At 73.8% G+C, this 23,016-nt stretch carries 23 protein-coding genes; 7 read left to right on the forward strand and 16 right to left on the reverse strand.

Annotated elements, in window-relative coordinates; all coding sequences use genetic code 11:
• Positions 1-45: 45 nt before the first annotated feature.
• The 5 genes from ACFRU2_RS34445 to ACFRU2_RS34465 all read right to left on the reverse strand — a co-directional run bounded on the left by ACFRU2_RS34445 (position 46) and on the right by ACFRU2_RS34465 (position 5,732).
• On the reverse strand, positions 46-207 hold the full coding sequence (locus tag ACFRU2_RS34445; RefSeq protein ID WP_382979863.1) for a hypothetical protein: 162 nt from the start codon (positions 205-207) through the stop codon (positions 46-48).
• Between the two features lie 21 nt (positions 208-228).
• Positions 229-3,240: an AAA family ATPase gene (locus ACFRU2_RS34450; RefSeq protein WP_382979865.1), complete on the reverse strand. Its 3,012-nt coding sequence runs from the start codon at positions 3,238-3,240 to the stop codon at positions 229-231.
• Positions 3,237-4,409 carry an exonuclease SbcCD subunit D gene (locus ACFRU2_RS34455; protein ID WP_382979867.1) on the reverse strand — a complete coding sequence of 391 codons (1,173 nt, stop codon included), beginning with the start codon at positions 4,407-4,409 and terminating at the stop codon, positions 3,237-3,239. Before ACFRU2_RS34455 ends, ACFRU2_RS34450 begins: the two co-directional genes overlap by 4 nt.
• A 142-nt stretch (positions 4,410-4,551) precedes the next feature.
• The gene (locus ACFRU2_RS34460; protein WP_382979869.1) at positions 4,552-5,178 is read right to left on the reverse strand and encodes a YigZ family protein; all 627 of its coding nucleotides are present in this window, start codon (positions 5,176-5,178) and stop codon (positions 4,552-4,554) included.
• A 128-nt stretch (positions 5,179-5,306) separates the two neighbouring features.
• A complete protein-coding gene (locus ACFRU2_RS34465; protein WP_382979871.1) occupies positions 5,307-5,732 on the reverse strand; it encodes a hypothetical protein in 426 nt (141 codons plus the stop codon).
• 195 nt (positions 5,733-5,927) lie between these two features.
• Between ACFRU2_RS34465 and ACFRU2_RS34470 the strand changes: the two genes are divergently transcribed.
• Entirely contained in the window at positions 5,928-6,332 is a 405-nt protein-coding gene (locus ACFRU2_RS34470) for a CoA-binding protein (RefSeq protein ID WP_382979872.1), read from the forward strand.
• A gap of 152 nt (positions 6,333-6,484) precedes the next feature.
• Entirely contained in the window at positions 6,485-7,312 is an 828-nt protein-coding gene (locus ACFRU2_RS34475; RefSeq protein ID WP_382979873.1) for an HAD family hydrolase, read from the forward strand.
• Between the two features lie 20 nt (positions 7,313-7,332).
• Here the strand turns inward: ACFRU2_RS34475 and ACFRU2_RS34480 are convergent, their stop codons facing one another.
• Complete coding sequence (locus ACFRU2_RS34480) at positions 7,333-7,914, reverse strand: helix-turn-helix domain-containing protein (RefSeq protein ID WP_382979874.1); 582 nt, start codon at positions 7,912-7,914, stop codon at positions 7,333-7,335.
• 126 nt (positions 7,915-8,040) lie between these two features.
• On the opposite strand from ACFRU2_RS34480, the gene ACFRU2_RS34485 reads away from it, so the two are divergent.
• Positions 8,041-8,910: an EamA family transporter gene (locus ACFRU2_RS34485; protein WP_382979875.1), complete on the forward strand. Its 870-nt coding sequence runs from the start codon at positions 8,041-8,043 to the stop codon at positions 8,908-8,910.
• A gap of 81 nt (positions 8,911-8,991) precedes the next feature.
• Here the strand turns inward: ACFRU2_RS34485 and ACFRU2_RS34490 are convergent, their stop codons facing one another.
• Positions 8,992-9,750 (reverse strand): acyltransferase, encoded by a 759-nt coding sequence (locus ACFRU2_RS34490; RefSeq protein ID WP_382979877.1) that lies wholly within the window; start codon positions 9,748-9,750, stop codon positions 8,992-8,994.
• Between the two features lie 126 nt (positions 9,751-9,876).
• Between ACFRU2_RS34490 and ACFRU2_RS34495 the strand changes: the two genes are divergently transcribed.
• Positions 9,877-10,422, forward strand: coding sequence for a gamma carbonic anhydrase family protein (locus ACFRU2_RS34495; protein WP_250740209.1), 546 nt, complete (start codon positions 9,877-9,879; stop codon positions 10,420-10,422).
• Between the two features lie 70 nt (positions 10,423-10,492).
• Here ACFRU2_RS34495 and ACFRU2_RS34500 read toward each other — a convergent pair whose 3' ends face one another.
• The 5 genes from ACFRU2_RS34500 to ACFRU2_RS34520 form a co-directional block, all read right to left on the reverse strand.
• Entirely contained in the window at positions 10,493-11,209 is a 717-nt protein-coding gene (locus ACFRU2_RS34500; protein ID WP_382979878.1) for a DedA family protein, read from the reverse strand.
• Between the two features lie 72 nt (positions 11,210-11,281).
• Positions 11,282-13,807, reverse strand: coding sequence for a beta-glucosidase (locus tag ACFRU2_RS34505; RefSeq protein ID WP_382979879.1), 2,526 nt, complete (start codon positions 13,805-13,807; stop codon positions 11,282-11,284).
• A 129-nt stretch (positions 13,808-13,936) separates the two neighbouring features.
• Positions 13,937-14,089, reverse strand: a complete 153-nt coding sequence (locus tag ACFRU2_RS34510; protein ID WP_274551683.1) for a DUF2191 domain-containing protein — start codon at positions 14,087-14,089, stop codon at positions 13,937-13,939.
• Between the two features lie 163 nt (positions 14,090-14,252).
• A complete protein-coding gene (locus ACFRU2_RS34515; protein ID WP_382979881.1) occupies positions 14,253-14,882 on the reverse strand; it encodes a hypothetical protein in 630 nt (209 codons plus the stop codon).
• A 151-nt stretch (positions 14,883-15,033) separates the two neighbouring features.
• Positions 15,034-15,486 carry a DUF4442 domain-containing protein gene (locus ACFRU2_RS34520; protein WP_250740213.1) on the reverse strand — a complete coding sequence of 151 codons (453 nt, stop codon included), beginning with the start codon at positions 15,484-15,486 and terminating at the stop codon, positions 15,034-15,036.
• Positions 15,487-15,581: 95 nt separating this feature from the next.
• Between ACFRU2_RS34520 and ACFRU2_RS34525 the strand changes: the two genes are divergently transcribed.
• Complete coding sequence (locus tag ACFRU2_RS34525; protein ID WP_382979882.1) at positions 15,582-16,643, forward strand: hypothetical protein; 1,062 nt, start codon at positions 15,582-15,584, stop codon at positions 16,641-16,643.
• Between the two features lie 70 nt (positions 16,644-16,713).
• Entirely contained in the window at positions 16,714-18,078 is a 1,365-nt protein-coding gene (locus ACFRU2_RS34530) for an MFS transporter (RefSeq protein WP_382979883.1), read from the forward strand.
• A gap of 123 nt (positions 18,079-18,201) precedes the next feature.
• On the opposite strand, the gene ACFRU2_RS34535 is transcribed toward ACFRU2_RS34530, so the two are convergent.
• The 4 genes from ACFRU2_RS34535 to ACFRU2_RS34550 all read right to left on the reverse strand — a co-directional run bounded on the left by ACFRU2_RS34535 (position 18,202) and on the right by ACFRU2_RS34550 (position 22,218).
• Positions 18,202-18,993 carry a spermidine synthase gene (locus ACFRU2_RS34535; RefSeq protein ID WP_382979946.1) on the reverse strand — a complete coding sequence of 264 codons (792 nt, stop codon included), beginning with the start codon at positions 18,991-18,993 and terminating at the stop codon, positions 18,202-18,204.
• Between the two features lie 67 nt (positions 18,994-19,060).
• Entirely contained in the window at positions 19,061-19,954 is an 894-nt protein-coding gene (locus ACFRU2_RS34540; protein WP_382979884.1) for a patatin-like phospholipase family protein, read from the reverse strand.
• 95 nt (positions 19,955-20,049) lie between these two features.
• On the reverse strand, positions 20,050-21,234 hold the full coding sequence (tuf, locus tag ACFRU2_RS34545; RefSeq protein ID WP_382979885.1) for an elongation factor Tu: 1,185 nt from the start codon (positions 21,232-21,234) through the stop codon (positions 20,050-20,052).
• Positions 21,235-21,489: 255 nt separating this feature from the next.
• Positions 21,490-22,218 (reverse strand): DNA alkylation repair protein, encoded by a 729-nt coding sequence (locus ACFRU2_RS34550; protein ID WP_382979886.1) that lies wholly within the window; start codon positions 22,216-22,218, stop codon positions 21,490-21,492.
• Between the two features lie 49 nt (positions 22,219-22,267).
• Between ACFRU2_RS34550 and ACFRU2_RS34555 the strand changes: the two genes are divergently transcribed.
• Positions 22,268-23,005 (forward strand): TVP38/TMEM64 family protein, encoded by a 738-nt coding sequence (locus tag ACFRU2_RS34555; protein ID WP_351381853.1) that lies wholly within the window; start codon positions 22,268-22,270, stop codon positions 23,003-23,005.
• Positions 23,006-23,016: the final 11 nt, after the last annotated feature.

Here is a 23,016-nt window from a genome sequence, read left to right on the forward strand (position 1 = left end):
ACGGCCCGGCTCCGCGGAGGAGCCGGGCCGTCCGCCTGCTTGCACTCAGCAGCCGCAGTCGTCGGAGTCCGTGGGGGCGGTCAGCGGGTCGGCCTCGGGGCGCTGCTCGCGGCCCTGCCAGGTCTCGACCTCGAAGCCGTTCTTGTCGAGGAGGCGTTCCGCCTGCTCGGCGACGAGGGCGTTCGGCAGGTGGACCGCCCCGGGCACGTGGGGCTGGTCCCAGGTGTTTCAGCCCGTTCCGCCCGCCGTGCGGTGCCGCACCACCGAGCCTCCGCGCTGCTTGACGATCTCCAGCTGGGCCTGCACCCGGGTCCGCAGGTCGGCGACGTGGCTCACGATGCCGACGCTGCGGTCGCGCTCGCGCAGCGAGTCCAGCACGTCGAGCACCTCGTCCAGCGCCTGGTCGTCGAGGCTGCCGAAGCCCTCGTCGATGAAGAGGGTGTCGAGCCGCATGCCGCCCGCCTCGTCGGTGACCACGTCGGCCAGGCCCAGCGCGAGGGCGAGCGAGGCGAAGAAGGTCTCGCCGCCGGACAGCGTGGCGGTGTCCCGCTCACTGCCGGTCCAGGCGTCGACCACGTGCAGCCCGAGCCCGGAACGCCCTCGTCCGCTCGCCTTGGCGTCGGAGTGCAGCAGCGTGTAGCGGCCGCCCGACATGCGCAGCAACCGTACGGTCGCCGCCGCGGCGACCTGCTCGAGCCGGGCCGCGAGCACGTAGGCCTCCAGCCGCATCTTGCGCTCGTTGTCCGCGGAGGTGCCCGCGGTGAGTCCGGCGAGCCGGGCCACCCGTTCGTAGGCCTCGCGCAGCGGTCCCAGGGAGCGGAGCTCCCGCTCCACTTGGAGGGAGAGCCCGTCGAGGTCCTTGCACCGGACCCGGGCCGCGTCCACGGCGGACCCGGCCGTACGAAGCTTCGCGGCGGCCAGCGCCGCGTACGCCTCGGCCGCCTCCGGCGCGGCCGGGGGCAGGGCCGCCGCCGCGGCGGTGTCGCTCTCGCCGAGGCGGTCGGCCAGCATGGCCTCCTCCGCCTGCCAGGCGTCCATGCGGCGTTGGAGCCCGCTGCGTTCGTACTCGGGGAGCACGGCCTCGGCCGCCTCCTCGGTGGTGTCGAAGCCGGCCTTGAAGGCGGCGTCGGCGAGCTGGTCGTCGGCCTCCTTCAGCCGGGCGGCGGTGGTTTCGGCCCGGCGCAGCGAGGCGGCCGCGGCCGTGACCATGCGGACCCGGTCCTCCAGGACTCCGGCGCGGGCCGCGACGCTGGGCGCGTCCGCCCGGACGAGGGCCAGCTCCGCTTCCAGCGAGGCCTGTTCCCGGTCGAGGGCCTCGCGGCGCGAAGCCCGCGCCGCGGCCCGGGCCTCGGCTTCGCTCCGCTCGGCGCTGCGCACCGCGTGCTCCCGCTCGGCGCGGGCCAGCCGCTCGCGGGCGGTGTGCAGTCCGGCGGCCGCGGCGTGCGCCTCGGCGTGACGCGAACTCAGCGCGGAGGTCAGCTCGATCAGCTCGGCGGTGGTGGCCTCCCCCGCGGCGGCCGCGGCCTCGGCGCGGGCCTCCCGGACGGCGGCCAGCCTGCGCTCGACGCCGGCCCTGCGCTCCTCGGCCCCCTCGAACCGGGCGTGCGCCGCCTCCTCCGCGGCCCGGTCGACGTGACCGGGGGCGGGGCGGGCCGGAGCGGGGTGCTCCGCGGCCCCGCACACGGTGCAGGGCTCCCCCTCCACGAGGGCGGCGGCGAGTTCGGCGGCGATCCCGCGCAGCCGGGTCTCCTTGAGCTCCAGCCAGCGCTCCCGGGCGGCCGCCGACTCCTCCCGGGCGGTGAGCAGTTCGCCCGAAGCCCGCTCCGCGTCGGCATCGAGGGTGTCGCGCCGCCGCGCGGCGTGCAGGTGCAGTCGGGCGGGCTCCAGCTTGCCGGCGAGCTGCTCGGCCAGCGTCGCGGCCTGCTGGGCGGCGTCCGCGCGCCCGGCCAGCTGGGTCCGGGTGGCGTCCCAGCGGCCGAGCCACTCGGCGGTCTCCTGCTGCTGCTCCTCGGCGGCCCGGGACTCCCGTTCCAGGTCGGCCCGTTCGCGGCCGATCTCGGCGCTGCGCTGCTCGGCGCGGCGGGCGGCTCCGAGGGCTCCCAGATCCTCGCGCAGCCGCTGCTCGACCGCGGCCAGCTGCTCGGTCCCCGCCTCGGCGAGCTGCGGCGGCAGCTCCGCCCGGGCCACCGACTCCGCGTGCGCGGCGGCCATGTGGGCGCCGGCGGCGGCTCCGCGCAGCTCCAGGGCGGGGGCGACGAGGGCTCCGCGCCGGGCCCGGTCGAGCAGGGCGCGCACCCGCTCCCGCTCCGGACCGGCCTCGGTGTGCAGGGCCGCCCGACGGGTGGTCTCCGCGTGCCGGCGCTGCAGCCGGTCGAGCTCCCGCGCCTCCTCGGCGGCCCGCCGGGCGGCGGCGTGGCGCCCCTCGACGGCGGCGAGTGCGTACTCGGCGACGGTGAGCCGCTCCCGGGCGGAGCACCGCGCGACGGCGGCCCAGGCACGGATCGCCCCGGCCAGCCCGGGGTCGCCCGGCTGGTGCCGGGGCAGCGGCCAGGCGCGCAGGTCGGCGGCGTCCCCGGCGGCCTGGGCGAGCCGCTGGGCGGTGTGCAGCACCTGCTCGTCACCGGCGCGGACCTTGGCCTCGGCCGCGCGGCGTCGCTCACCCAGCAGGGTCTCGACGGCGGCGAAGCGCCGGGTGTCGAAGAGCCGCCCCAGCAGCCGCCCCCGCGCGACCTCGTCGGCCCGCAGGAAGCGCGCGAACTCCCCCTGCGGCAACAGGACGACCTGGCAGAACTGCTCGCGGCTCATGCCGAGCAGCTGCTCGATCTCCTCACCGATCTCCTGATGGGACCGGCTCAGCGCGGCCCACTTCTCCCCGTCGTACTCCCGCAGCCAGCTCTGCGCCTTGTCCTTCGTCGTCCCGGTGCCGCGCTTCTTGGGCCGGTCCTGCTCGGGCCGCCGGGTGATCTCGAGGCGCCGCCCGCCCGCGGTGAGCTCGAGGGTGATCTCGGTCGGGTTGTCCGGGGCCGCGTGGTCGCTGCGCAGACTCGTACCCGGGGCCTGCCGGGATCCGGGAACGGACCCGTACAGCGCGTAGCAGACGGCATCCAGGACGGAGGTCTTGCCCGCGCCGGTGGGCCCGTGCAGCAGGAAGATCCCGGCGCCGGAGAGGGCGTCGAAGTCGATCTCCTGGGGTTCGGCGAAGGGCCCGAAGGCGGTGATGCGAAGCCGGTGCAGCCTCATCGGTGGGTCTCCTGCCGGCTGTCCTCGGCCCGTACCTCGTCGAAGGCGCCCTGGAGGACGTCCCGTTCGGCATCATCGGAGAACCCCGCGCCCCCGCGCACGTGGGCGACGAAGTCCTCGGCGATCTCCCGGTCGCTGCGGCCCTTGAGCCGCTGGGCATAGGACCCGCCGGCGTCCTCGCCACGGCCCTCGGGGTCGAAGGCGAGGCTCAGCACATGGGGGAACCGCACGGCGAGCCGGGCCATGGGCTCCTCGGGCCGGACGGCGTCGGTGAGCGTCGCCTCCACCCAACAGTCCTCGTACCGGGCGTACGCCTCCTCGGAGAGCAGCTCCTCCAGCGCCCCCCGCACGCGCGCGAGCCCGCGCGGCACAGGCGTGTCGACACGCTCGGCGCTGACGATCTCCCCGTCCTCCCCCATCTCCACGACCCACACGCTCTTCCGCTGATCGGCTTCGGAGAAGGAGTAGGCGAGCGGGGACCCGGAGTAGCGGACCCGCTCGCTGATCCTCTGGCACCCGTGGAGATGCCCGAGGGCGGCGTAATCGACCCCGTCGAAAACAGAAGCCGGCACGGCCTCGACCCCACCGACGGTGATGTCGCGCTCACTGTCACAGGCCAGCCCCCCGGCAACAAAGGCATGAGCAAGCACAACGGACCGCGTCCCGGGCGCCCGCCCGGCCAGATCCGCCCGGATCCGGTCCATGGCCGCACTCAGCACGGCCTCGTGGCTGACCTTCCCGGCACCGAACTCGTCCCTCACCAGCGCGGGCTCGAGATACGGCAGCCCGTAGAACGCCACGTCACCGTGTACGTCGGCCAGCACCACGGGGTCGGCACACCCGGCGGGATCGGTCCGGAGATGAATCCCGGCCCGCCCGATCAACCCTGCCCCGACCCCGAGGCGGCGGGCGGAGTCATGGTTCCCGGAGATCATCACGGTGGGCACACCAAGATCGGCGAGCCGGTGCAAGGCCTGGTCGTACAGCTCCACGGCAGGCAACGGCGGCACGGCCCGGTCGTACACGTCCCCGGCAACGAGCACGGCGTCGACCTCCTGCTCCCGGACGGTCTCGACAAGATGATCGATAAAGGCAGCCTGAGCCCCGAGCAGGTTCACCCGATGAAAGCTCCGCCCCAGATGCCAGTCGGAGGTGTGCAGGAACTTCACTCGCCGGCACCGCCGCGCATACCGTTTCCCCCTGCTGTACGACCCCGTCGGCCGGACCGCGCCGGCCGGACCCTGAACCCCTCTACGCTAACGCCTCCCCGGCGCCGCTCCGTCCCCTTCGTCCCTTCTCCACCTCGGGCGCTCAGAGCGCGTAGGTCTCCCCGCCGGGTGTGAGGGTGGCGCTGCCTGCGGTGCTGTCGGCCAGCCAGGCCTCGAAGGCGGGCAGGTCCGCCTCGGGCAGGGCCACCTCGATCTCCACGGCGGCCCCGTAGCGCACGTCGATCACGGTCCTGCCGGTGGAGCGGAGATCGTTCTCGGTCTTCCCGGCCCGCTGGTGGTCGACGGTGACGGTGACCAGCCGGTACCGGTGCCGGGTGACGGTGCCGAGCGCGTCGAGCGCCTCTCCGACGACCCCGCCGTAGGCACGGATGAGCCCGCCGGCACCGAGCTTCACGCCGCCGTAGTAGCGGGTGACGACGGCGACGGCGTAGCGGATGTCCCGGCGCGTGAGCATCTGCAGCATCGGCACCCCGGCGGTCCCGCCGGGCTCGCCGTCGTCGCTGGCCTTCTGCACGGAGGCGTCGGCGCCGATGACGTAGGCGTAGCAGTTGTGCGAGGCGGTGGGGTGCTCCTTGCGGATCCGCGCGACGAACTCCTGCGCCTCCCGCTCGGTCGCCGCGGGCGCGAGCGCACACAGGAACCGGGAGCGATTGATCTCGGACTCGTGCACACCCTCACGGGCCACCGTCACGTACTGGTCTGCCTTCACCCGTCCACCCTAAGCCGTGGCCCGGACCGGACCGGCCGGGGAAGAACCGGGCGCCCCGGATGACCGTCGCAGCCGTTGACGACCCTCTGACCACGTAGGCGGGCTCGGGGCGCCGGACCCGGGACCGCCTACTGCTCCGGGGACCGGACCCAGGGAGCGAAGCGCTGATGGGGGCCCGCGTCCTCGCGCCAGTACCGCAGGACGGTTTCCCGGACGATGTCGAGCCGCTCGGCGGCGATGAGACACGAGACCGGCTCCTGCCCGCCGGCGTCGGCCTCGAAGGCGACCACGACGGGGGGCTTCTCGCCGAGCCGGCGCGTAACCTTCAGGAGCTCGTCGGGCGACAGGGCCCGGAAGACCGGATCGTGAAAGCTGGACGGACAGCTCACGAGGAGCGGACCGCCGAAGACCAGTTCCAGGCCGTGGTGGTAGGTCAGGTCGTGGCCGGCGGCGAGCTTGAGCTGTCCGCCGTCCCAGGCGATGACGTCCCAGTCCCACCAGGAGCCTTCCGGAAGCTGGATCGCAGCATGTGATCCTTCGGCATCCACCGGCACCAGCAGCCTCCTCATCCCGTTCGAACAGAGCTACAGGCTACGGAGTGGCTGCGAGCCGTCGGCCTGGCACAGAGGGACCGGACCCTGAGGTGTCTACGGGGAATCCGACATGCGTCTTTTCTGTTGATCGAGCTGGCGGCAATCAGCAGTCAGACGCAGCAGGACCAGCAGCATCATCATCAGGAGGCGGCGCGCGTGTACGGCGATCCGGGAACCATCCGCAAGATCCTCACCGAGCTCGGCGACACCTGGGCCGTGGTCGGCCTGTCCAACAATCAGGACCGGGCCGCGTACCGCGTGGCCGAGGTGCTCCAGCGGTACGGGAAGCGCGTGGTGCCCGTACACCCCAAGGCCGAGACGGTTCATGGTGAGCAGGGCTATCCCTCGCTGGAGGCGATCCCGTTCAAGGTGGACGTGGTGGACGTCTTCGTGAACAGCGCCCTTGCGGGTGCGGTCGCCGACGAGGCCGTCGCGAAGGGGGCGGAGGCCGTCTGGTTCCAGCTGAACGTGGTCGACGAGGCCGCTGCCGCCCGTACCCGCGCGGCCGGACTGGACATGATCATGGACCGCTGCCCGGCGATCGAGATCCCCGCCCTCTGAGGCTCCGGGGGGCCTTCCGGCCTCCCGGCCTTCAACCCTTTCAACGCGGCTCAAGTATCCAAACCGCCCAAACGGTACGAATACTTGAGACCGCGCCTCCCCGTCGGGGTCTGCCGCGCACCTCGGACCGACCCCGACCAGGGAGCCTCGCCGTGATCAGTCATGCCCACAGCCGTGCCCGGAGCCACGCCCGCATCGCCGTGCTCGATCTCGACGGGACCCTGGCCGAGGGCTCGCTGGCGGCTCCGTTCGTGGAGTCCCTCATCGCGGGCGGCGTGTGCGATCCGGCGGCCGGACGGGCGGCGCTCGACGCGATAGCGGGCTACCACGACGAGGACGCCGATCCGGAGGGCCCGGCCGGCCACGCCTCCACCGCCGCCGCCTTCTACGCCCACTTCGCACGGGCCCTCGAAGGTGCGGACCGGACCGAGGTGGAGCGGGCCGCCGAGGCCGCCTGGCCGACTGCCCGGAAGAAGATAATTCCCTTCGCCGACGAGCTCGTACGGCTCCTGCACGCGGCCGGGCTGCGGACGGTACTGATCTCGGGGAGCCCGTACGAGATCGTCCGGCGCGCGGCGGCGGAGCTGGGCATCGGTGAGGCCCACGGAATGCGGGCCGAGTTCCGGCGCGGCCGCTGCACCGGCACGCTCACCACGACGCCGGCCCTGCCCGGCGGCAAGCGCGCGGCGCTGCGCACCGCGACCAAGGGCGGCCCCGTGGACCGCCGGAGCTCCTTCGCCATCGGGAACTCCCCCTCCGACGCCGAGGTGTTCGAGCAGGTCGGGCTGGCGGTCGCCTTCGAACCGGACCCGGTGCTGCGGGGCTGGGCGATGGACCGGGACTGGATCACGGCCGACCGGGGCAACGTACTGGCCGTCTGCCAGGACCTGATCGCCACGCACCCGGTGCTGGGCGATCAGGTCCCGGCAGACCACGCGGCGACCCGCGACGCCGGCCTGGGGGTCACCGGCCCCCGCTGACCCCGGGCCGGCCTCGCCGCTCACCCGTGGGCGGCCACCGGCGGGATGGAGACCGCCAAGGTCATCTCCATCGGACCGGGCCCCTCGTTGCGGTAGGCGTGCGCGGCGTCCGCCTCGAAGGAGACGGCCCCTCCGGCCGGTACGGCGTACGTCTCGTCCGCGACCACCAGCGTCAGCTCGCCCACCGTGACGTGCAGCATCTCGAAGGTGCCCGGCGGGTGCGGGTCCGAGGCGGTCCCCTCGCCGGGCTCCAGCCGGTAGGTCCACATCTCCACCGGCCCGCGCCGGTCGTCGCCGAGCAGCATGCTCGCGCCGCTGCCGCCCTCGGTGGACCACATCCGCACGCCCTGCCCCGGCAGGACCACCTTGACCCGCGGACCGCGGTCGTGGTCGAGCAGGGTGGTGATGCTGACGCCGAGCGCGTCGGCGAGTTTGACGGTCGTGCCGACACTGGGGTTCGTACGGGCCTGCTCGATCTGGATGATCATGCCGCGGCTCACCCCCGCACGGGCGGCGAGGGCCTCCAGGGTGAACCCGCGCTCCCCGCGCCAGCGCTTGAGGTTGCGGCCGAGTGCCTGGGTGAGCTGTTCGAGATCCGACACCGTTCCATCCGCTCCGTACAATATTTTGGATGACAGGGTTCAACAGGTTGAACTATCGTGCGCTGTACTACACGCGTACCTCATCGTGTACTCCACCGTTCAACACACTGTACTGCGAGGCCTGCCATGACCGCCCTGTTCGCCTTGGCCACAGCCCTCCTGTGGGGCCTCGCCGACTTCGGCGGCGGGCTGCTCACCCGCCGGATACCGGCCCTCACGGTGGTCGTGGCCTCCCAGGTCCTCGCCGTCCTCGTGCTGGGCGCGGTGGTCCTGGGCACCGGGGCCTGGCGGGAGGCCGGACCGCAGCTCTGGTTCGCGGTGGGTGCGGGGCTCGTCGGCCCGGTCGCGATGCTCAGCTTCTACAAGGCGCTCGCCCTCGGCCCCATGGGCGTGGTCTCCCCGCTCGGATCCCTCGGCGTGGTGGTGCCGATGGCCGCGGGACTGCTCCTCGGCGAGCGGCCCGGCGCCGCCCAGCTCGCCGGGATCGCGGTGGCAGTCGTGGGCATCGTCCTCGCGGGCGGACCCGAGCTGCGCGGCGCTCCCGTACAGCGGCAGGCCGTCGTCCTCACCCTGGTCGCGGCCTTCGGCTTCGGCGCGGTGATGGCCCTGATCGCCCCCGCCTCCTCCACCGTGCCGGGTCTGTTCCTCGCGCTGTTCGTCCAGCGCGTCACCAACGTCGCCGTCGGCGGCACGGCCCTGTGGGTGCGGACCCGGCGCGGCGCCCCGGCCCTCCCGACGGGTGCGGGAGGCCTGCGCATCCTCTGGAAGCTGCTGCCGGCGCTCGCCTTCGTCGGCCTCGCCGACGTCGCGGCGAACGGCACCTACTCCATCGCCGCCCAGCACGGCCCGGTCACCACCGCCGCCGTACTCTCCTCCCTCTACCCGGTGATCACCGCCCTGGCCGCCTTCGCCGTCCTCAAGGAACGCCTGCGCACCGTCCAGGCGGCGGGCGCGGGCCTGGCCCTGGCGGGCACGGTCCTCCTGGCGGCGGGCTAACACGCGGTCGGGTGCGCCACGTACCGGTTGCAGGCACCACACAGTCGTCGCGGCCACCCCGACGCCCTCATTCCGGCTCCGTCACTCCGGCTCCGTCACGTCCGCCAGTGCGCGCAGCTGCTCCGGTGTCACCCCGTCGGGGATCGGGACCGGCGCCGGGGTGCGCAGCGGTGGCTGCCAGCCCGTCTCGGGGTCCCAGCGGCGGACGATGCGCGCCGGCGCCCCCGCCACCACGGCGTGGTCCGGCACCTCGCCCCGTACGACGGCTCCCGCCGCCACCACGACGTTGCGGCCCAGCCGCGCCCCGGGCAGGATCACCGCGCCGGTCCCCAGCCAGCAGCCCGGGCCGATCTCCACCGGGGCGCTGCGCGGCCACTGCTTGCCGACGGGCTCGTGCGGGTCGTCGTAGCTGTGGTTGGTGGAGGTGATGTACACCCCGGGACCGCAGAAGGTGTCGTTGCCTATCGTGATCCGGGTGTCGGCGATCACGTGGCTGTCGCGGCCGATGACCACGCCGTTGCCGAGGACCAGGACCGGTTCGGCGCCGAGGTCCAGGTCCGGCATCATCCCGGCGGTGAGCGTGACCTGTTCCCCGATGATGCAGTGGTCGCCGAGCCGGATCCAGGGCGCGCCGAAGACCGTGCCCTGCGGGAAGGCGAGCCGGGTGCCGTGCCCGATCGCGCCGAAGCGCAGCCCTCCGGGGGTCTGGGCGGTGACCGCGCCGGCCCGCTGCATCCAGCGCCAGCCCGCGTGGACCGCGCGCCCGGCGAGCCGGCGGCGCAGCCCCGTCAGGGAAGAGAGCGCCGCCTGAGAAGAGAACGTGTTCTGGTTCTTCGCCACCGGATCACCGTAGCGCGCCGGGAGCCCGGACCGCGCCGTGATCTTCACCCCATCCCCGGGGGTGCGGGCGGCGTGGCCTACGGTTCCGGTAGCGCGACGCGACGTACCGGAAGAGGAAGAGAACACATGACGCAGCAGGCGGCCCAGGCACTCGTGGCGGGTGTCGGCGGGAAGAACCCCGAGATCGACCCGACGGCGTTCACCGCTCCCACCTCCGTCGTGGTCGGGGACGTACGCCTCGGGGCGGGCGCGAGCATCTGGTACTCGGCCGTGCTCCGCGCGGACTGCGGGCCGATCACGCTCGGCGCCGACAGCAACGTGCAGGACAACTGCACCGTGCACGTGGACCCCGGTTTCCCGGTCTCCATCGGCGAGCGCGTCTCCATCGGGCACAACGCCGTCGTGCACGGCTGCACGGTCGAGGACGACTGCCTGATCGGGATGGGCGCGACGGTCCTCAACGGTGCGGTGATCGGCGCCGGCTCGCTGGTGGCCGCCCAGGCGCTGGTCCCGCAGGGCATGATCGTCCCGCCCGGCTCGCTGGTCGCCGGCGTCCCGGCGAAGGTGCGGCGCGAGCTGACCGCGGAGGAGCGCGAGGGCATCAAGGTCAACGCCCTCATGTACACCGAGCTGGCCAAGCAGCACAGCGCCTCGGTGACCCCGGGCGCATAACGGACGCCACTCCTCCCTCTCCCTCTCCACCTTCGAGCGGAGAGGGAGAGGGAGAGCGAGAGGCAGGTCCTCAGTCGGTGAGCACGGTCGGAGCGGCCGAAGCCTGCCCCGGCACCTCGGCCGTGTCCGGGGCCGCAGCGGCATCCGCAGGCGCGTCCGTACCGGCCTCGTCCCGCGCCGCCGCGGCCGCCTTCTTCATCCGTCCGCGCACCACCACGGTCATGGCGAGCCCGCAGACGAGGGCCAGGGCGAGGGCCACCCACGAGAACCCCTTCAGCCAGGGCTCGGCGACGATCCCGATCGAGTAGATGACGGCCGTCGTACCTCCCGCCCACAGGATCCCGCCGAGGACGTTCGCGATCAGGAACCGCCAGTACGGCATGTGCAGCACGCCCGCCAGCGGCCCCGCGAAGATCCGCAGCAGCGCCACGAACCGCCCGAAGAAGACGGCCCACATGCCCCACTTCTCGAAGGAACGCTCCGCCATGGCCACCTGGTCCGGCCCGAAGTGCTTGGGGAAGCGCCGGCCCAGCCGCTCCAGCATCGGCTTCCCGCCCCTGCGCCCGATCGCGTAGCCGATCGAGTCGCCCACGATCGCCCCGATGGTCGCGCAGATGCCCAGCACCACGGGGTCGATGTGCCCCTGCTGCGAGGCCAGCAGCGCCGAGCTGACCAGGACGATCTCCCCCGGCAGCGGGATGCCGAGGCTTTCCAGTCCGATGACGAGCCCCACCAGGAGGTAGATGCTGACCGCCGGAATCGTCTCCAGCCATTCCTGGATGTGCACCGGTACGTCCTCCCGAGTTGTTCCGCCCGGCCCGCCCCCTGTGGCGGACCGAACGGGCAGCCTATCCGGTTGCTATCCGGTCGCCACCACAGCCTTTGCCCGCAGCGGCAGTTCGCGCGAGGAACGCCCCGCGAACACTTCGCGGCGGCCCGTCCCCACCACCCACGCGTCCCGCCCGGGATCCCAGGAGGACAGGGTGCGCGCGTCGAGGTCCATGACGATCCGCCGCTCCTCGCCGGGTTCGAGGGTGAGGCGCCGGTACCCGGCCAGGGCCCGGACCGGCTGGTCCAGTTTCAGGTCCGGCGACGGGCCCACGTAGACCTGGGCCACCTCCGTGCCCGTGCGGCGTCCGGTGTTGCGGACGGTGAACTCCACGCGCAGCCCGCCCTGCTTCGCGTGCGCGCCGCCCCGCCGGACCGCCAGCTTCTCGTACGCCCAGGTCGTGTACGAGAGCCCGTGCCCGAAGGGGAACAGTGGAGCCACCCGCTGCTGGTCGTACCAGCGGTGGCCCACGTGCACCCCCTCGGTGTACTCCTGCCGCCCGCCCACGCCCGGGTAGCGCACCGGGTCCGCGCCGACGGGGGTCGCCCGCTCGTCGGCCGGGAAGGTCTGGGTGAGGCGGCCGCCCGGTTCCGCGTCTCCGAAGAGCACGTCGGCGGTGGCGGCCGCGCCCTCCTGCCCCGGGTAGTACATCTGGAGGACCGCTCCGGTACGCGGGAGCCACGGCATGGTCGTACCGGAGGAGGTGTTGAGCACCACCGTGGTGCGCGGGTTGGCGGCGGCGACCGCCTCGATCAGCGCCGCCTGGCCGCCGGGGAGCGCCAGGGAGGTGCGGTCGCTGCCCTCGGTGGCGTCCTCGTAGGCGAACAGCACCACGCTTCGGGCCGCCTTGGCCGCCTTGACGGCCTCGGCGAGGTCGGCGGCCCGGGTCGCCTTCGTCGTGTGCCGCAGCCGCAGCCGCTGCCCCTTGGGCCCGCCCTCGGCGAAGACGGCGAGGCGGTGGTCGCCCGCCTTGAGCGCGAGGGTGCGGCGGCGCACGGTGCGGCCGTCGGGCGCGGCGCCGAGCAGTCCGCCGGCGAACAGCTCGGCCACGCCCTGCCGTACGGGGAACAGCTCCTCCCCGTCGAGCCGGACGGCCGGCCGTTTCCCGGTGTAGTGGACCAGCAGGGTCCACTCGTCGTCGGCGGCCAGCCGGAAGGTCCCCTCGTAGCCCCAGCTGCGCCCGGGTGCCACCGCCCGGTCGTCGAGGCCGGCGTCGGGCGTCAGGAGCTTCGCCGGCAGCGGGCGCCCGTAGAGGTCCTCGCCGAGGGCGTAGCCCACCGTGGAGCCGCTTCCGGCCCGCCGCCGGATCTCGTCGAGGGGGGCGGCGGCCGCGTCCGGCACCACGTGGGCGCTTCCGCCGCCGCCGACGAAGGGGGTCCGCCCGGTGGGGCCGATCACGGCGATGGAGCGGGCGGCGGGACCCGTCAGCGGCAGCGTGGCCCGCTCGTTGCGCAGCAGGACCGCTCCGGCGGTGGCGATCTGCCGTGCGGTGCGGGCCCCGGCGGCGGCGTCCCGGGCGGGCCGGGCGGCGGGGTGCCCTGCGAGCAGTCCGAAGCGGTCCAAGGTGGTCAGGATCCGGCGTACGGCGAGGTCGACGGTGTCCTCGTGGACGGAGCCGCCGCGCACCGCCTCGCGCAGCGGGGCACCGTAGTGGGTGCCCGCGGGCATCTCCATGTCGAGGCCGGCGCCGATCGAGGCGACGGTGCTGTGGGTGGCGTCCCAGTCCGACATCACCCATCCGTCGAACCCCCAGCGCCCGCGGAGCAGTTCGTCGAGGAGCGGCTTGTTCTCGCAGGCGTAGACCCCGTTGACCTTGTTGTAGGCGCCCATCACGGCGCCGGCCCCGGCGGCCACGGCGGCTTCGAAGCCCCGTAGCTCCGTCTCGTGGAGGGTCTGTTCGGCGGCGATCACGTCGACGGTGTCGCGGCCCTTCTCCTGGTTGTTGAGCGCGAAGTGCTTGACGGTGGCGATGAGCCCCTCGTCCTGGATGCCCCGGACGACCTCGGCGACCAGGTCGGCCGTCAGCTTCGGGTCCTCCGAGAACGTCTCGAAGTTCCGTCCGGCGTACGGGGTGCGGATGAGGTTGGCCATCGGCGAGAGGAGCACGTCGATGCCGAGCGCGCGGCCCTCGCGGCCGATGACCCGCCCGTACGCGCGGGCGAGCGCCGGGTCGAAGGCGGAGGCGAGCAGCACCGGCGCGGGCAGCGCGGTGGCGGGCTTGGCGACGCGTACCCCGGCCGGACCGTCGGCGAGGCGGAGCGCCGGGATGCCCAGGCGCGCGATGCCCGGCACGTAGCCGGCCTGGCCGAGCGGTTCCGGGTCGGGGCCGCCGTGCAGCAGGACGGTCTTCTCCTCCAGGGTGAGCCGGTCCAGCAGCGCGTCGACCCGGGCGGCGCTGCCGGCCGCGGGAGCGGCGGCGGGGGCCGCACCGGAGGCGGAGGCCTTACGGGGCTGCGCGCCGGGCGGCGGCGCCGGTACGCACGAGGCCGCGCCGAGGGCGGCGCCCATCGCCCCGAGGAGGCGCATCGCACGGCGTCTGGACACGGCCTCGCTCATGGGCGCTCCCTGCGGCGTGGGCATCGGCGTCAGGTGGCGGGAGCGGCCCGCGCCGGACCGCTCCCGCCGCCCACTGTGCGCCGCCCGCCGCGCGGGCCCGCTTCAGGCGCGCCACCGCGCCCCCGATGTTCAGCCCTGCGGCGGCTGCCGACCGAGGTCAGCCTCGCGCCGGGGCTCGTCCTGGAGCTGGACCCGCGCCTCGGTGCGGTGGCCGCGCTCGATGTAGTCCCGTACGACGGCCTCGACCGCGTCCTGGGGCGAACCGATCCCGGCGAGGACCATCACCTCCACCACGAGCTCGGCGTCGAGACTGATGCTGACCTTGGCTCGGCCCGGCACGCGACCCCCTCCATCCGTCGTCGGAGGAGGGACTCTAGCGGCCGCATGCCTTGCGGCACAGCGTCCGCGTACTGGACGTACTCGGGTGCCCCGGCGAAGGGGCGGCCTAGCCCTCCGGGTTCTCGGGGTCCACGCCCCACACCTGGGTCCGGACCAGCGCCGTGAACGCCCGCCGCTCGTTCCCGTAGGCGATGCGGGCCGTCACGAAATCCTTCTGAGCCTCCTCCAGGACGTCTCCGTCCCGCCGGGCCGCCGCAACGTCCAGTGCCACGTGGGCAACGCCCAGAGCCGCCGCGTACAGATCCCGCGCCAGGTCCCCGATGTCCTGGCCGCCCGCCAGCCGGACGTCCTCCAGGACGTCGCGTGCCGAGGCACCGACCACGCGAAGCGCTTGGGGGAGCCGCAGCAGCAGGTCGTCCGGTCCGGCCGACAGGCCCCGGGGGCCGACTTCCTCCGCCACCGGGTGATCCGCGGCGGCGTACTCCCCGGCCGCGGACACCACCCCGTAGCAGGCCTTCAGGAAGGCCAGGTACGCCACGTGCCGGGCGTCGCGGAGTGCGGCCGCGCGGTCGTGGTCGGCCTTCACCTCCAGCTGCGCGCGCTGTTCGTCCAGGGTCAGGCGGGTGAGCCTGCGCGTGGCGGACAGCTGAAGGGTCCCCATCACCAGCTGGACCGTGATCGTGATCGCGGCACCGACGACGAAGGCCGTCGGGAACGCAGCGGCTGTCTGCGACATGGACCGACCCTAGGCCGGACGGTCGCGCGCGGGCGGGGAGTTGAGCGGGGTGCACGACAGGCGCGGTGCACGCCAGGCGCCGGCCGGGGAAGGAGCGTGCCGCAGACATGTCGTACGACCGCCCGCGACACCCTCCGCCCCAGGGCAGGAACTACGCGTTGGGGCGCAGCGTCCAGACCACGGTCATCTCGCCCGTCACGGCCTCGTCCTCGCGCTGGATGGCGATGGTGACGGGAAACTCCGGGCGGCCGCCCGCGTCGAGTTCGGCCACGACGTCGGCGGCCGGGCGGCCGAGGGTGGCGGTGGCCGTCACGACGCCCTTGGCGAGCTTCTTGTAGCCGATCTCCGCGCTCACCGCGAGGGGCACGGCGCGGGAGAGCTGGTCGCCGAAGGCGGCCAGGACGATGGCGCCGCTCGCGGATTCGGCGAGGGTGAACATGGCGCCGGCGTGCGGGCCGCCGAGGTGGTTGTGGAAGTCCGGCTGGTCCGGGAGCCGGACGACGGCACGCTCGGGGGTGGTCTCCAGGAACTGGAGGTTCAGGGTCTTGGCCATCGGCACGGTCGCGGCGAGCAGTTCGCCCACGTTCATCTGTTCAGCGCTCATGGGACGCGATGTTACCCGCGAGTAGTCACCCTTGGCCAGACCCGGCCGGGGGCGGCCGTGGCTCCCCGCGCGCACTCCCACTATCGTTACCGGCCATGTGGCCAGGACAGCAGCAGCCGCCCGGGGGAGAACCCAACCCCCAGGACGCGCATCAGAACCCGTACCAGCAGCAGCCGGGAACGCCGAACCCGTACCAGCAGCAGCCGCCGACCGCGGCGTACGGGGAGCAGCAGCAGCCCGGCTACGGGTACCCGCAGCAGCCCCCCGCTCCCCAGGGATGGGGCCAGCAGCCCCCGACCGTTCCCGTACCCCAGTGGGGCGGCACTCCGCCGCCCCCGCCCCCGCGCGGCGGGAGCCCGTTCTCGACCAGGACCGTGGCCATCGTGGCGGCCACGGCCGTCGTCGTGGCGGCCGCCGCCACCGGGGCGTTCGTCCTGACCCGGGACGACGACACCTCCAACCAGGCGGACGACAAGCCGAGCGCCTCCTCCTCCGCCCCGGCCTCCTCGGCCGCGCCCGCCCCGGCGGGCTCGAGCGCCAACCCGCGCGGCGGCGCCGAGGTCAAGCCGGTGATCCCCGGCTGGAAGGTCGTCCTCAACCCGAAGTACGGCACCGCCTTCGACGTCCCGCCGGACTGGGAGGTCAAGTCCTCGGGGCTGTCCATCGGCTTCGACGACCACAACACGAGCAGCGACAAGCCCCTGGTCATGATGGGGGCGCCCGCCATCCTCAAGGAGGACTGGTGCAAGGTCGACGCCAACAAGGACGGCAAGGAGGAGTCGACCGAGCTGGCGAGCACCGGAACCAAGGGCGGCATGGGTGCGAAGGGCACCGCCGAAGCCGCGTACAACGAGGCGGGCAACTGGGCCTTCGCCGCGTACGCGCAGAAGGCGCCGAAGGGCACCACCAAGGTGACCGAGGCGAAGGAGTACACGACCTCCTCCGGGCTCAAGGGCCACATGGCGACCGCGACCGTCAGCGGCCTGCCCAAGGAGAACAAGTGCTCCACGGACGGCAAGTCCGTGGCCTTCAGCTTCCTGACCACCAACGGTGACCTCTCCACCTGGGTCCTCTACGGCGCCGCCGGCGTCCCGGGCGAAGTGAGCAAGGAGATCTACGAGAAGATCCTGAGCAGCGTCCGCCTCCAAGCGGGCTGAACTTCCGCGCCCTCCCTCCCGGGCCGGAAATCCGTTTGGATTCCCGGCCCGGGACGGGGATAGTCCGGAGGTGAGCTCATCCCCCGCCTCCTCCCCCGGTCCCGTCCGCCCCTCCTCCGCACGGCGGAGGCCCGAGTGGGCCGGCCGCAACTACACCCTGCTGACGGGTGCCGCGGTCATCACGAACCTCGGGAGCCACGGAGCGCTCATCGCGACCGCCTTCGCGGTCGTCCAGGCAGGCGGCTCCGCCGGCGACGTCGGCCTGGTGGCCGCCGCCCGTACGCTGCCGCTCGTCCTCTTCCTGCTCATCGGCGGAGCGATCGCCGACCGGATCCCCCGCCACCACGTCATGGTCGCGGCCAACGCCGTCAACGGCGTCTCGCAGGCCGTCTTCGCCGTCCTCGTCCTGACCGGCGATCCGCAGCTGTGGCAGATGATGCTGCTCACGGCGCTGTGCGGCACCGGCACGGCCTTCTTCAACCCGGCCGCCGAGGGCATGCTCATGGCCAGCGTCTCCGGCCCGCACGCCAACCGCGCCTTCGCCCTCTTCCGGATGGCGATGAACGGCGCCGGCGTCGGCGGAGCGGCCCTCGGCGGAGCCATGGTCGCCCTGCTGGGCCCCGGCTGGGTGCTCGCCGTGGACGCGGCCGCCTTCGCCCTCGCCGGAGCCCTACGGGCCTTCCTGGAGGTCGGCCACATCGCCGAACGCGCTCCCGGCGGCGGCCTGCTGACCGATCTGCGCGAGGGCTGGGTGGAGTTCAGGAGCCGCCCCTGGCTGTGGAGCATCGTGCTCCAGTTCTCCGTCGTCGTGGCCGTGGTCGGCGCCGCCGAAGCGGTCTACGGGCCCCTGGTCGCGCTGGAGCGACTGGGCGGGGCGGCTCCCTGGGGCGTGGCCCTGGCCTTCTTCGGCCTCGGCACCATCGGCGGGGCCGTCCTGATGATGGTCTGGAAACCGCGCCGCCTGCTGCTGGCCGGCACCCTGTGCGTGTTCCCGCTGGCGCTCCCCTCCGCGGGGCTGGCGGTGCCGCTGCCGGTGTGGGGGCTGTGCGTGGTGATGTTCGTGAGCGGAGCGGCCATCGAGGTGTTCGGCGTGAGCTGGATGACGACGATGCACCAGGAGATCCCGGAGGAGATGTTCTCCCGCGTCTCCGCCTACGACTGGTTCGGCTCGCTCTCGATGCTCCCGCTGGCCACGGCGGTGGCCGGCCCGGTCGAATCCGCGATCGGCCGCACCTCGGCCCTCTGGGGCTGCGCGGCCCTGGTGGTCGTGGTGACGGCCGCCGTCCTCCTGGTCCCGGACGTCCGCCACATGACCCGCAAACCGTCCGTCGTCATCGGCCCCGACGCCGGCTCCGACCCCGGTGCCGCACCGGACCTCACCAAACCGAGCCCCGCTCCGTCCAGCTCCGCCGAATCCAGCCCCGCCGGCGTGTGAGGCGCGGAGCCCCGGGGGCATTTCAGCCCGTCCGGCGTTTGAGGACCGGGGTCCGGGGCGGAGCCCCGGGGAACGGGCGAAGGGCGGGTAGGGGACTTCGCCCCGCGCAGCGGCGGCACCCCCTCAGCCGAGGCTGAACGCCCCCTCGGGCGGCTCGGGCGAAGCCACCGCATCGGCGTCGGCCACCGGCCGGGCCCCCCGCATCAGCCGTGCGAGGGCCGCCCCGCTCTCCACCCGCGCGGGAAACGCATCCCCCGCGCACACCCGAGAAAGCGGCGCCACCGGCAACTCCCGCTGCGAGGCCAGCAGCACCGCGTTCCCGAACCGCCGTCCCCGCAGCACTCCGGGCTCCGCGATCAGCGCCAACTCCCCGAAGGCCGCCCCGAAGTTCGCGAGCTGCCCCCGCAGAAAACCGAACGGCGCCCCGTCGGCGAGGTTGGCCACGTACACCCCGCCGGGCCGCAGCACCCGCGCCACCTCCCGGGCGTACTCCACCGAGGCCAGCGAAGCGGGCACCCGGGATCCCCCGAAGACGTCCCCCACCACCACGTCCGCGCTCGCGTCCGGGGCCGCGGCCAGCCAGGCCCGCGCGTCGGCGACGTGCACCGTGATGCCGCTCCCGGCCGCGACCGGCAGGAACTCCCCGACCAGCGCGACGAGCCCGCCGTCGAACTCGACCACGTCCTGCCGCGACCCCGGCCGGCCCGCCGCCGCGTACCGCGGCAGGGTCAGCGCGCCGCCGCCCAGGTGCAGCAGGTCCAGCGCGGCCCCCGGCTCGCCGACGCAGTCCAGGACGTGCGCGAGGCGGCGTACGTACTCGAACTCCAGGTGCTCCGGATCGTCGAGGTCCACGTACGACTGCGGCGCCCCGTCCACGGTGAGCAGCCAGGCCCGCTCGCGGTCGATGTCCGGCATCAGTTTGGCGGTGCCCTGGGCCACGTCCCGGATCACCGGGATCTGTTCGTCACTCACCGCACCATTGTCAGGCTCCCGGAGCCGCCCACACCTCGCGCACCTGCTCCACGTGCTCCGCGGCCTGCTCCAGCCCCGCCCGCGCGGCGGGATCGCGGCGCGCGGGGTCCAGTACGTTGCGTCCGAAGACCTTACGGGCCTGCGCCGACGGGGTGATCAGCAGCACCTTCGCCCCGGCCTCCCGCAGCCGCGCGGCCTGCGCCGCGGGCGAGGGGATCAGCCCGGCGCCCGTGGCCATCGGCGCGAGGATCACCACGCGCCCGTAGCCGGAGGCGAGGTCGGCGTTGGTCGCGGAGCGGACCCCGCCGTCGACGAACCGGCGTCCCGCGACCGTCACGGGCGGCCACACCCCGGGGACGGCGCAGCTCGCCGAGACGGCGTCGACCAGCCCGGCCTCGCTCCCGCGCTCGAAGGCGGCGAGTTCGCCGGTCAGCGCGTCCACCGCCGTGACGACGAGGCGCCGCTCGGGCCAGTCGTGCGACACCAGCCGGGCTTCCAGCACCTTGCGGCGCACGCCCTCGGGCTCCGTGTCGGCGGCGAGGGCGAAGGCGCCGATCCGGCGCCGGTAGGACTTCGCGTCGCGGGAGCGCACCATCGCGACGGCGTACCGCCCGATCAGGGAAGCCCCCAGCTTCGCGGGGAGTTCCCCGCCGGGGTCGCCGAGCTGGCGCTCGTACAGTTCCTGCGGGGTGAGCAGTCCGGAGGTGAGCTGCGCGCCGACGACGGAGCCGGCCGAGGTCCCGACGACGAGGTCGGCGCCGGTCAGGTCGACGCCCGCGCGGGCGAGCCCGTAGAGCATCCCGGCCTCCCAGCCGACGCCGGTCAGCCCGCCGCCGCCGAGCACCAGAGCCGTGCCCTTGCCTGCGCCGCCGCCTTCGCCTTCGCTCACGCTGCCGTCCGTCACGAACTGCTCCCTCCCCGCATGCCTGTGGTGACGGCAGTCTGGCGCAGGCCGACCACCGCCACCACAGCGGGTACCGCCGGGCCGCTACGGGCCCGCTATCCGACCTCGGTCACCGTCCCGGCCCCGACGGTGCGCCCGCCCTCGCGGATCGCGAAGCCGAGCCCGCCCTCCAGCGGGACGTCCCGCCCGAGCTCGACGGTCATGGTGACCGTGTCGCCCGGCCGGGCCGGGCCCTCCCCGCCCAGGTCCACGTTCCCCACCACGTCGGCGGTGCGGATGTAGAACTGGGGCCGGTAGCCGGTCGCCACCGGTGTGGTGCGGCCGCCCTCGCGGGCGGACAGCAGGTACACCCGCGCCGTGAAGCGGCGCCTCGGTACGACGCTGCCGGGCGCGGCCACCACGTCCCCGCGGCGCACCGCGTCGCGGGGCACCCCGCGCAGCAGCAGCGCGACGTTGTCCCCGGCCTCGGCGGACTCCATCGGCTTCCCGAAGGTCTCCAGTCCGGTGACCACGGACTCCACGACCGCGCCCTCGCCCGCGCCGCCGAGCAGGGCGACGCGGTCGCCCATGGCCACGGTGCCGCGCTCCACGGCGCCGGTGACGACGGTGCCGCGACCGGTGATGGTGAGGACGTTCTCCACCGGCATCAGGAACGGCGCGTCGGTGTACCGCACGGGCATGGGCACGTACGTGTCCACGGCGTCGAGCAGCGCCTCGATGGATGCGGTCCACTGCGGGTCGCCGTCCAGCGCCCCGAGCCCGGAGACCCGTACGACGGGGGCTCCGTCCCCGCCGTAGCCGTGCGCGGTGAGCAGCTCGCGGACCTCCAGCTCGACCAGGTCGGTGAGCTCGGGGTCCCCGGCGTCGGCCTTGTTGAGCGCGACGACGATGTGGTCGACGCCCACCTGCCGGGCGAGCAGGACGTGCTCGGCGGTTTGCGGCATGACCCCGTCGAGGGCGGAGACGACGAGGATCGCCCCGTCGAGCTGGGCCGCGCCGGTGACCATGTTCTTGACGTAGTCGGCGTGGCCCGGCATGTCCACGTGGGCGTAGTGCCGGGTGTCGGTCTCGTACTCGACGTGCGTGAGGTTGATGGTGATGCCGCGCCGGGCCTCCTCGGGGGCCCGGTCGATCCGGTCGAACGGCACGAAGGAGGCGCCGCCTCGCTCGGCGAGGACCTTGGTGATGGCGGCGGTCAGCGTCGTCTTGCCGTGGTCGACGTGACCCATGGTGCCGATGTTGAGGTGCGGCTTGGTGCGCACGAAGGCCGTCTTGGCCATGATGTCTTCCCGTGTGATTCAGAAGCTGAAGCTCGAATGACGGGACCCCTGAGCGAACCGACCCTCCCCCTGTGGGGTCCGCCGGACGATCCGGGAAGGGTCAGCTTCGTGCGCCGCCGAATGCGGTTGCGCCCGCGACGAGCGGTGCGGGGACGGCAGCCTTCGGCGCGTCCGCGACTGCGGACGGTGCTTCGGGGAAGGTCTGCCTGGACATGCGGTCGATCCTGCCGGAGCGGGCGCGGCGGGGCCAGTGAATTACGCGGCCCCGCCGGTGTTCTTCAGCGCCTCGCGCACCGAGAGCGGGGACAGCGACTCCCGCTCGGCGGTGACGAAGGCGCGTACGGCGGCCGGGTCGGTCTTGGCGTACTCGCGCAGGCACCAGCCGATGGCCTTGCGGACGAAGAAGTCGGGGTGCCCGCTCTGGCGGCGGCAGTACGCGAAGAGCCGGTCGGTGTCGGTCGCGGACTTGTACCGGAGCTGGTGGAGCAGGGCGGTGCGGGCCACCCACAGGTCCTCGTCCCCGATCCACTCGTCCATCACGGCGGCGAGCGCCGGGTCCGCCGCCACGAGGGGCCCGACCGTGTGCGCGGCGAGCAGGTCGACGGTGTCCCACCAGGGGACGGTCACGATCAGGTGCCGGACCACGGGCAGGAAGCCGGAGGAGCAGCGGGAGACGTGCCGGCGCAGGTAGTCGACGGCGAAGTAGCGGTACTCACGCTCCGGAAGCTCCCAGCAGCGCAGCGCGAGGGCCGTGCAGTCCGCTTCGGACGGTTTCGGGGTGTCCTTGGTCACGGCCCGGGACAGCTCGCGGCGCAGCGGGGTGGGGATCCCGAGGAAGGGCGAGACGTCCTTCATGTACGCGGCCATGGGCCCGGCCCGGCCCGCGTCGGCGGCGGCGCCGTAGGACTCCGTGAGCCGCGGCATCAACAGGTCGGCCAGGTCGCTGTGCGGAACCTCCGGAGGCCGGCTGTCGTTCGACTGCATGAGGCCCAGATTACGGCGCTCGGACAGGGGGGTCGGTTAGTCTCCCGGAATGTCCCTCCTCCTCGCGCCGTGGACGCGGCTCTCGCTGCTCGTCGTGCTGCTCCTCGCGGCCGGCGTCTGCGTCGTGCTGTTCGAGCCCCAGCGCCTGCTCTCGGAGGGCTGGCCCCCGGGGCTCCCGGTGGGCACCGCCGTCCTGCTCTTCGCCGCGGCGTACGGGGTGTGCACGGCCGCCCTGGTGCCGCGCCCGCTGCTGAACCTGGCCTCGGGGGCCCTCTTCGGCTCCCAGTTCGGCCTGGTCGCCGCGGTCGGCGGCTCGGTCGTCGGCGCGGGGATCTCCTTCGGTCTCGGCCGGATGATGGGGCGTGACGCCCTGCGTCCGCTGATCCGCGGCCGTTGGCTGCAGGCGGCGGACGACCAGCTGGCACGGCACGGTTTCCGCTCGATGCTCGCGGTGCGGATCTTCCCCGGCCTGCCCTTCGCCGTGGCCAACTACGCCGCCGCGCTGTCCCGCTGCCGCTGGCTCCCCTTCCTCCTCGCCACCGCGATCGGCGTGGTCCCGAACACCGCCGCGTACGTGATCGCGGGGGCCAGCGCCTCGTCCCCGACCTCCCCCGCGTTCCTCGCCTCGTTCGGCTTCATCGCCCTCTCCGCGGTGGGGGCGGCGGTCGTCGCCTGGCGCAAGCGGCACCGGCTGGCGCCCGTACGGAGGCCCGAGCGGCCCGTGTCCGCACGGGAACTGACGGCCGTACACCCCCCTGTGGTCACGGCCGCACCTCACGGGCCCTAGCATCGGACGCG

The organism is Streptomyces sp. NPDC056883 (assembly GCF_042788835.1).
GTDB classification, from domain to species: Bacteria; Actinomycetota; Actinomycetes; order Streptomycetales; family Streptomycetaceae; genus Streptomyces; species Streptomyces stoeckheimensis.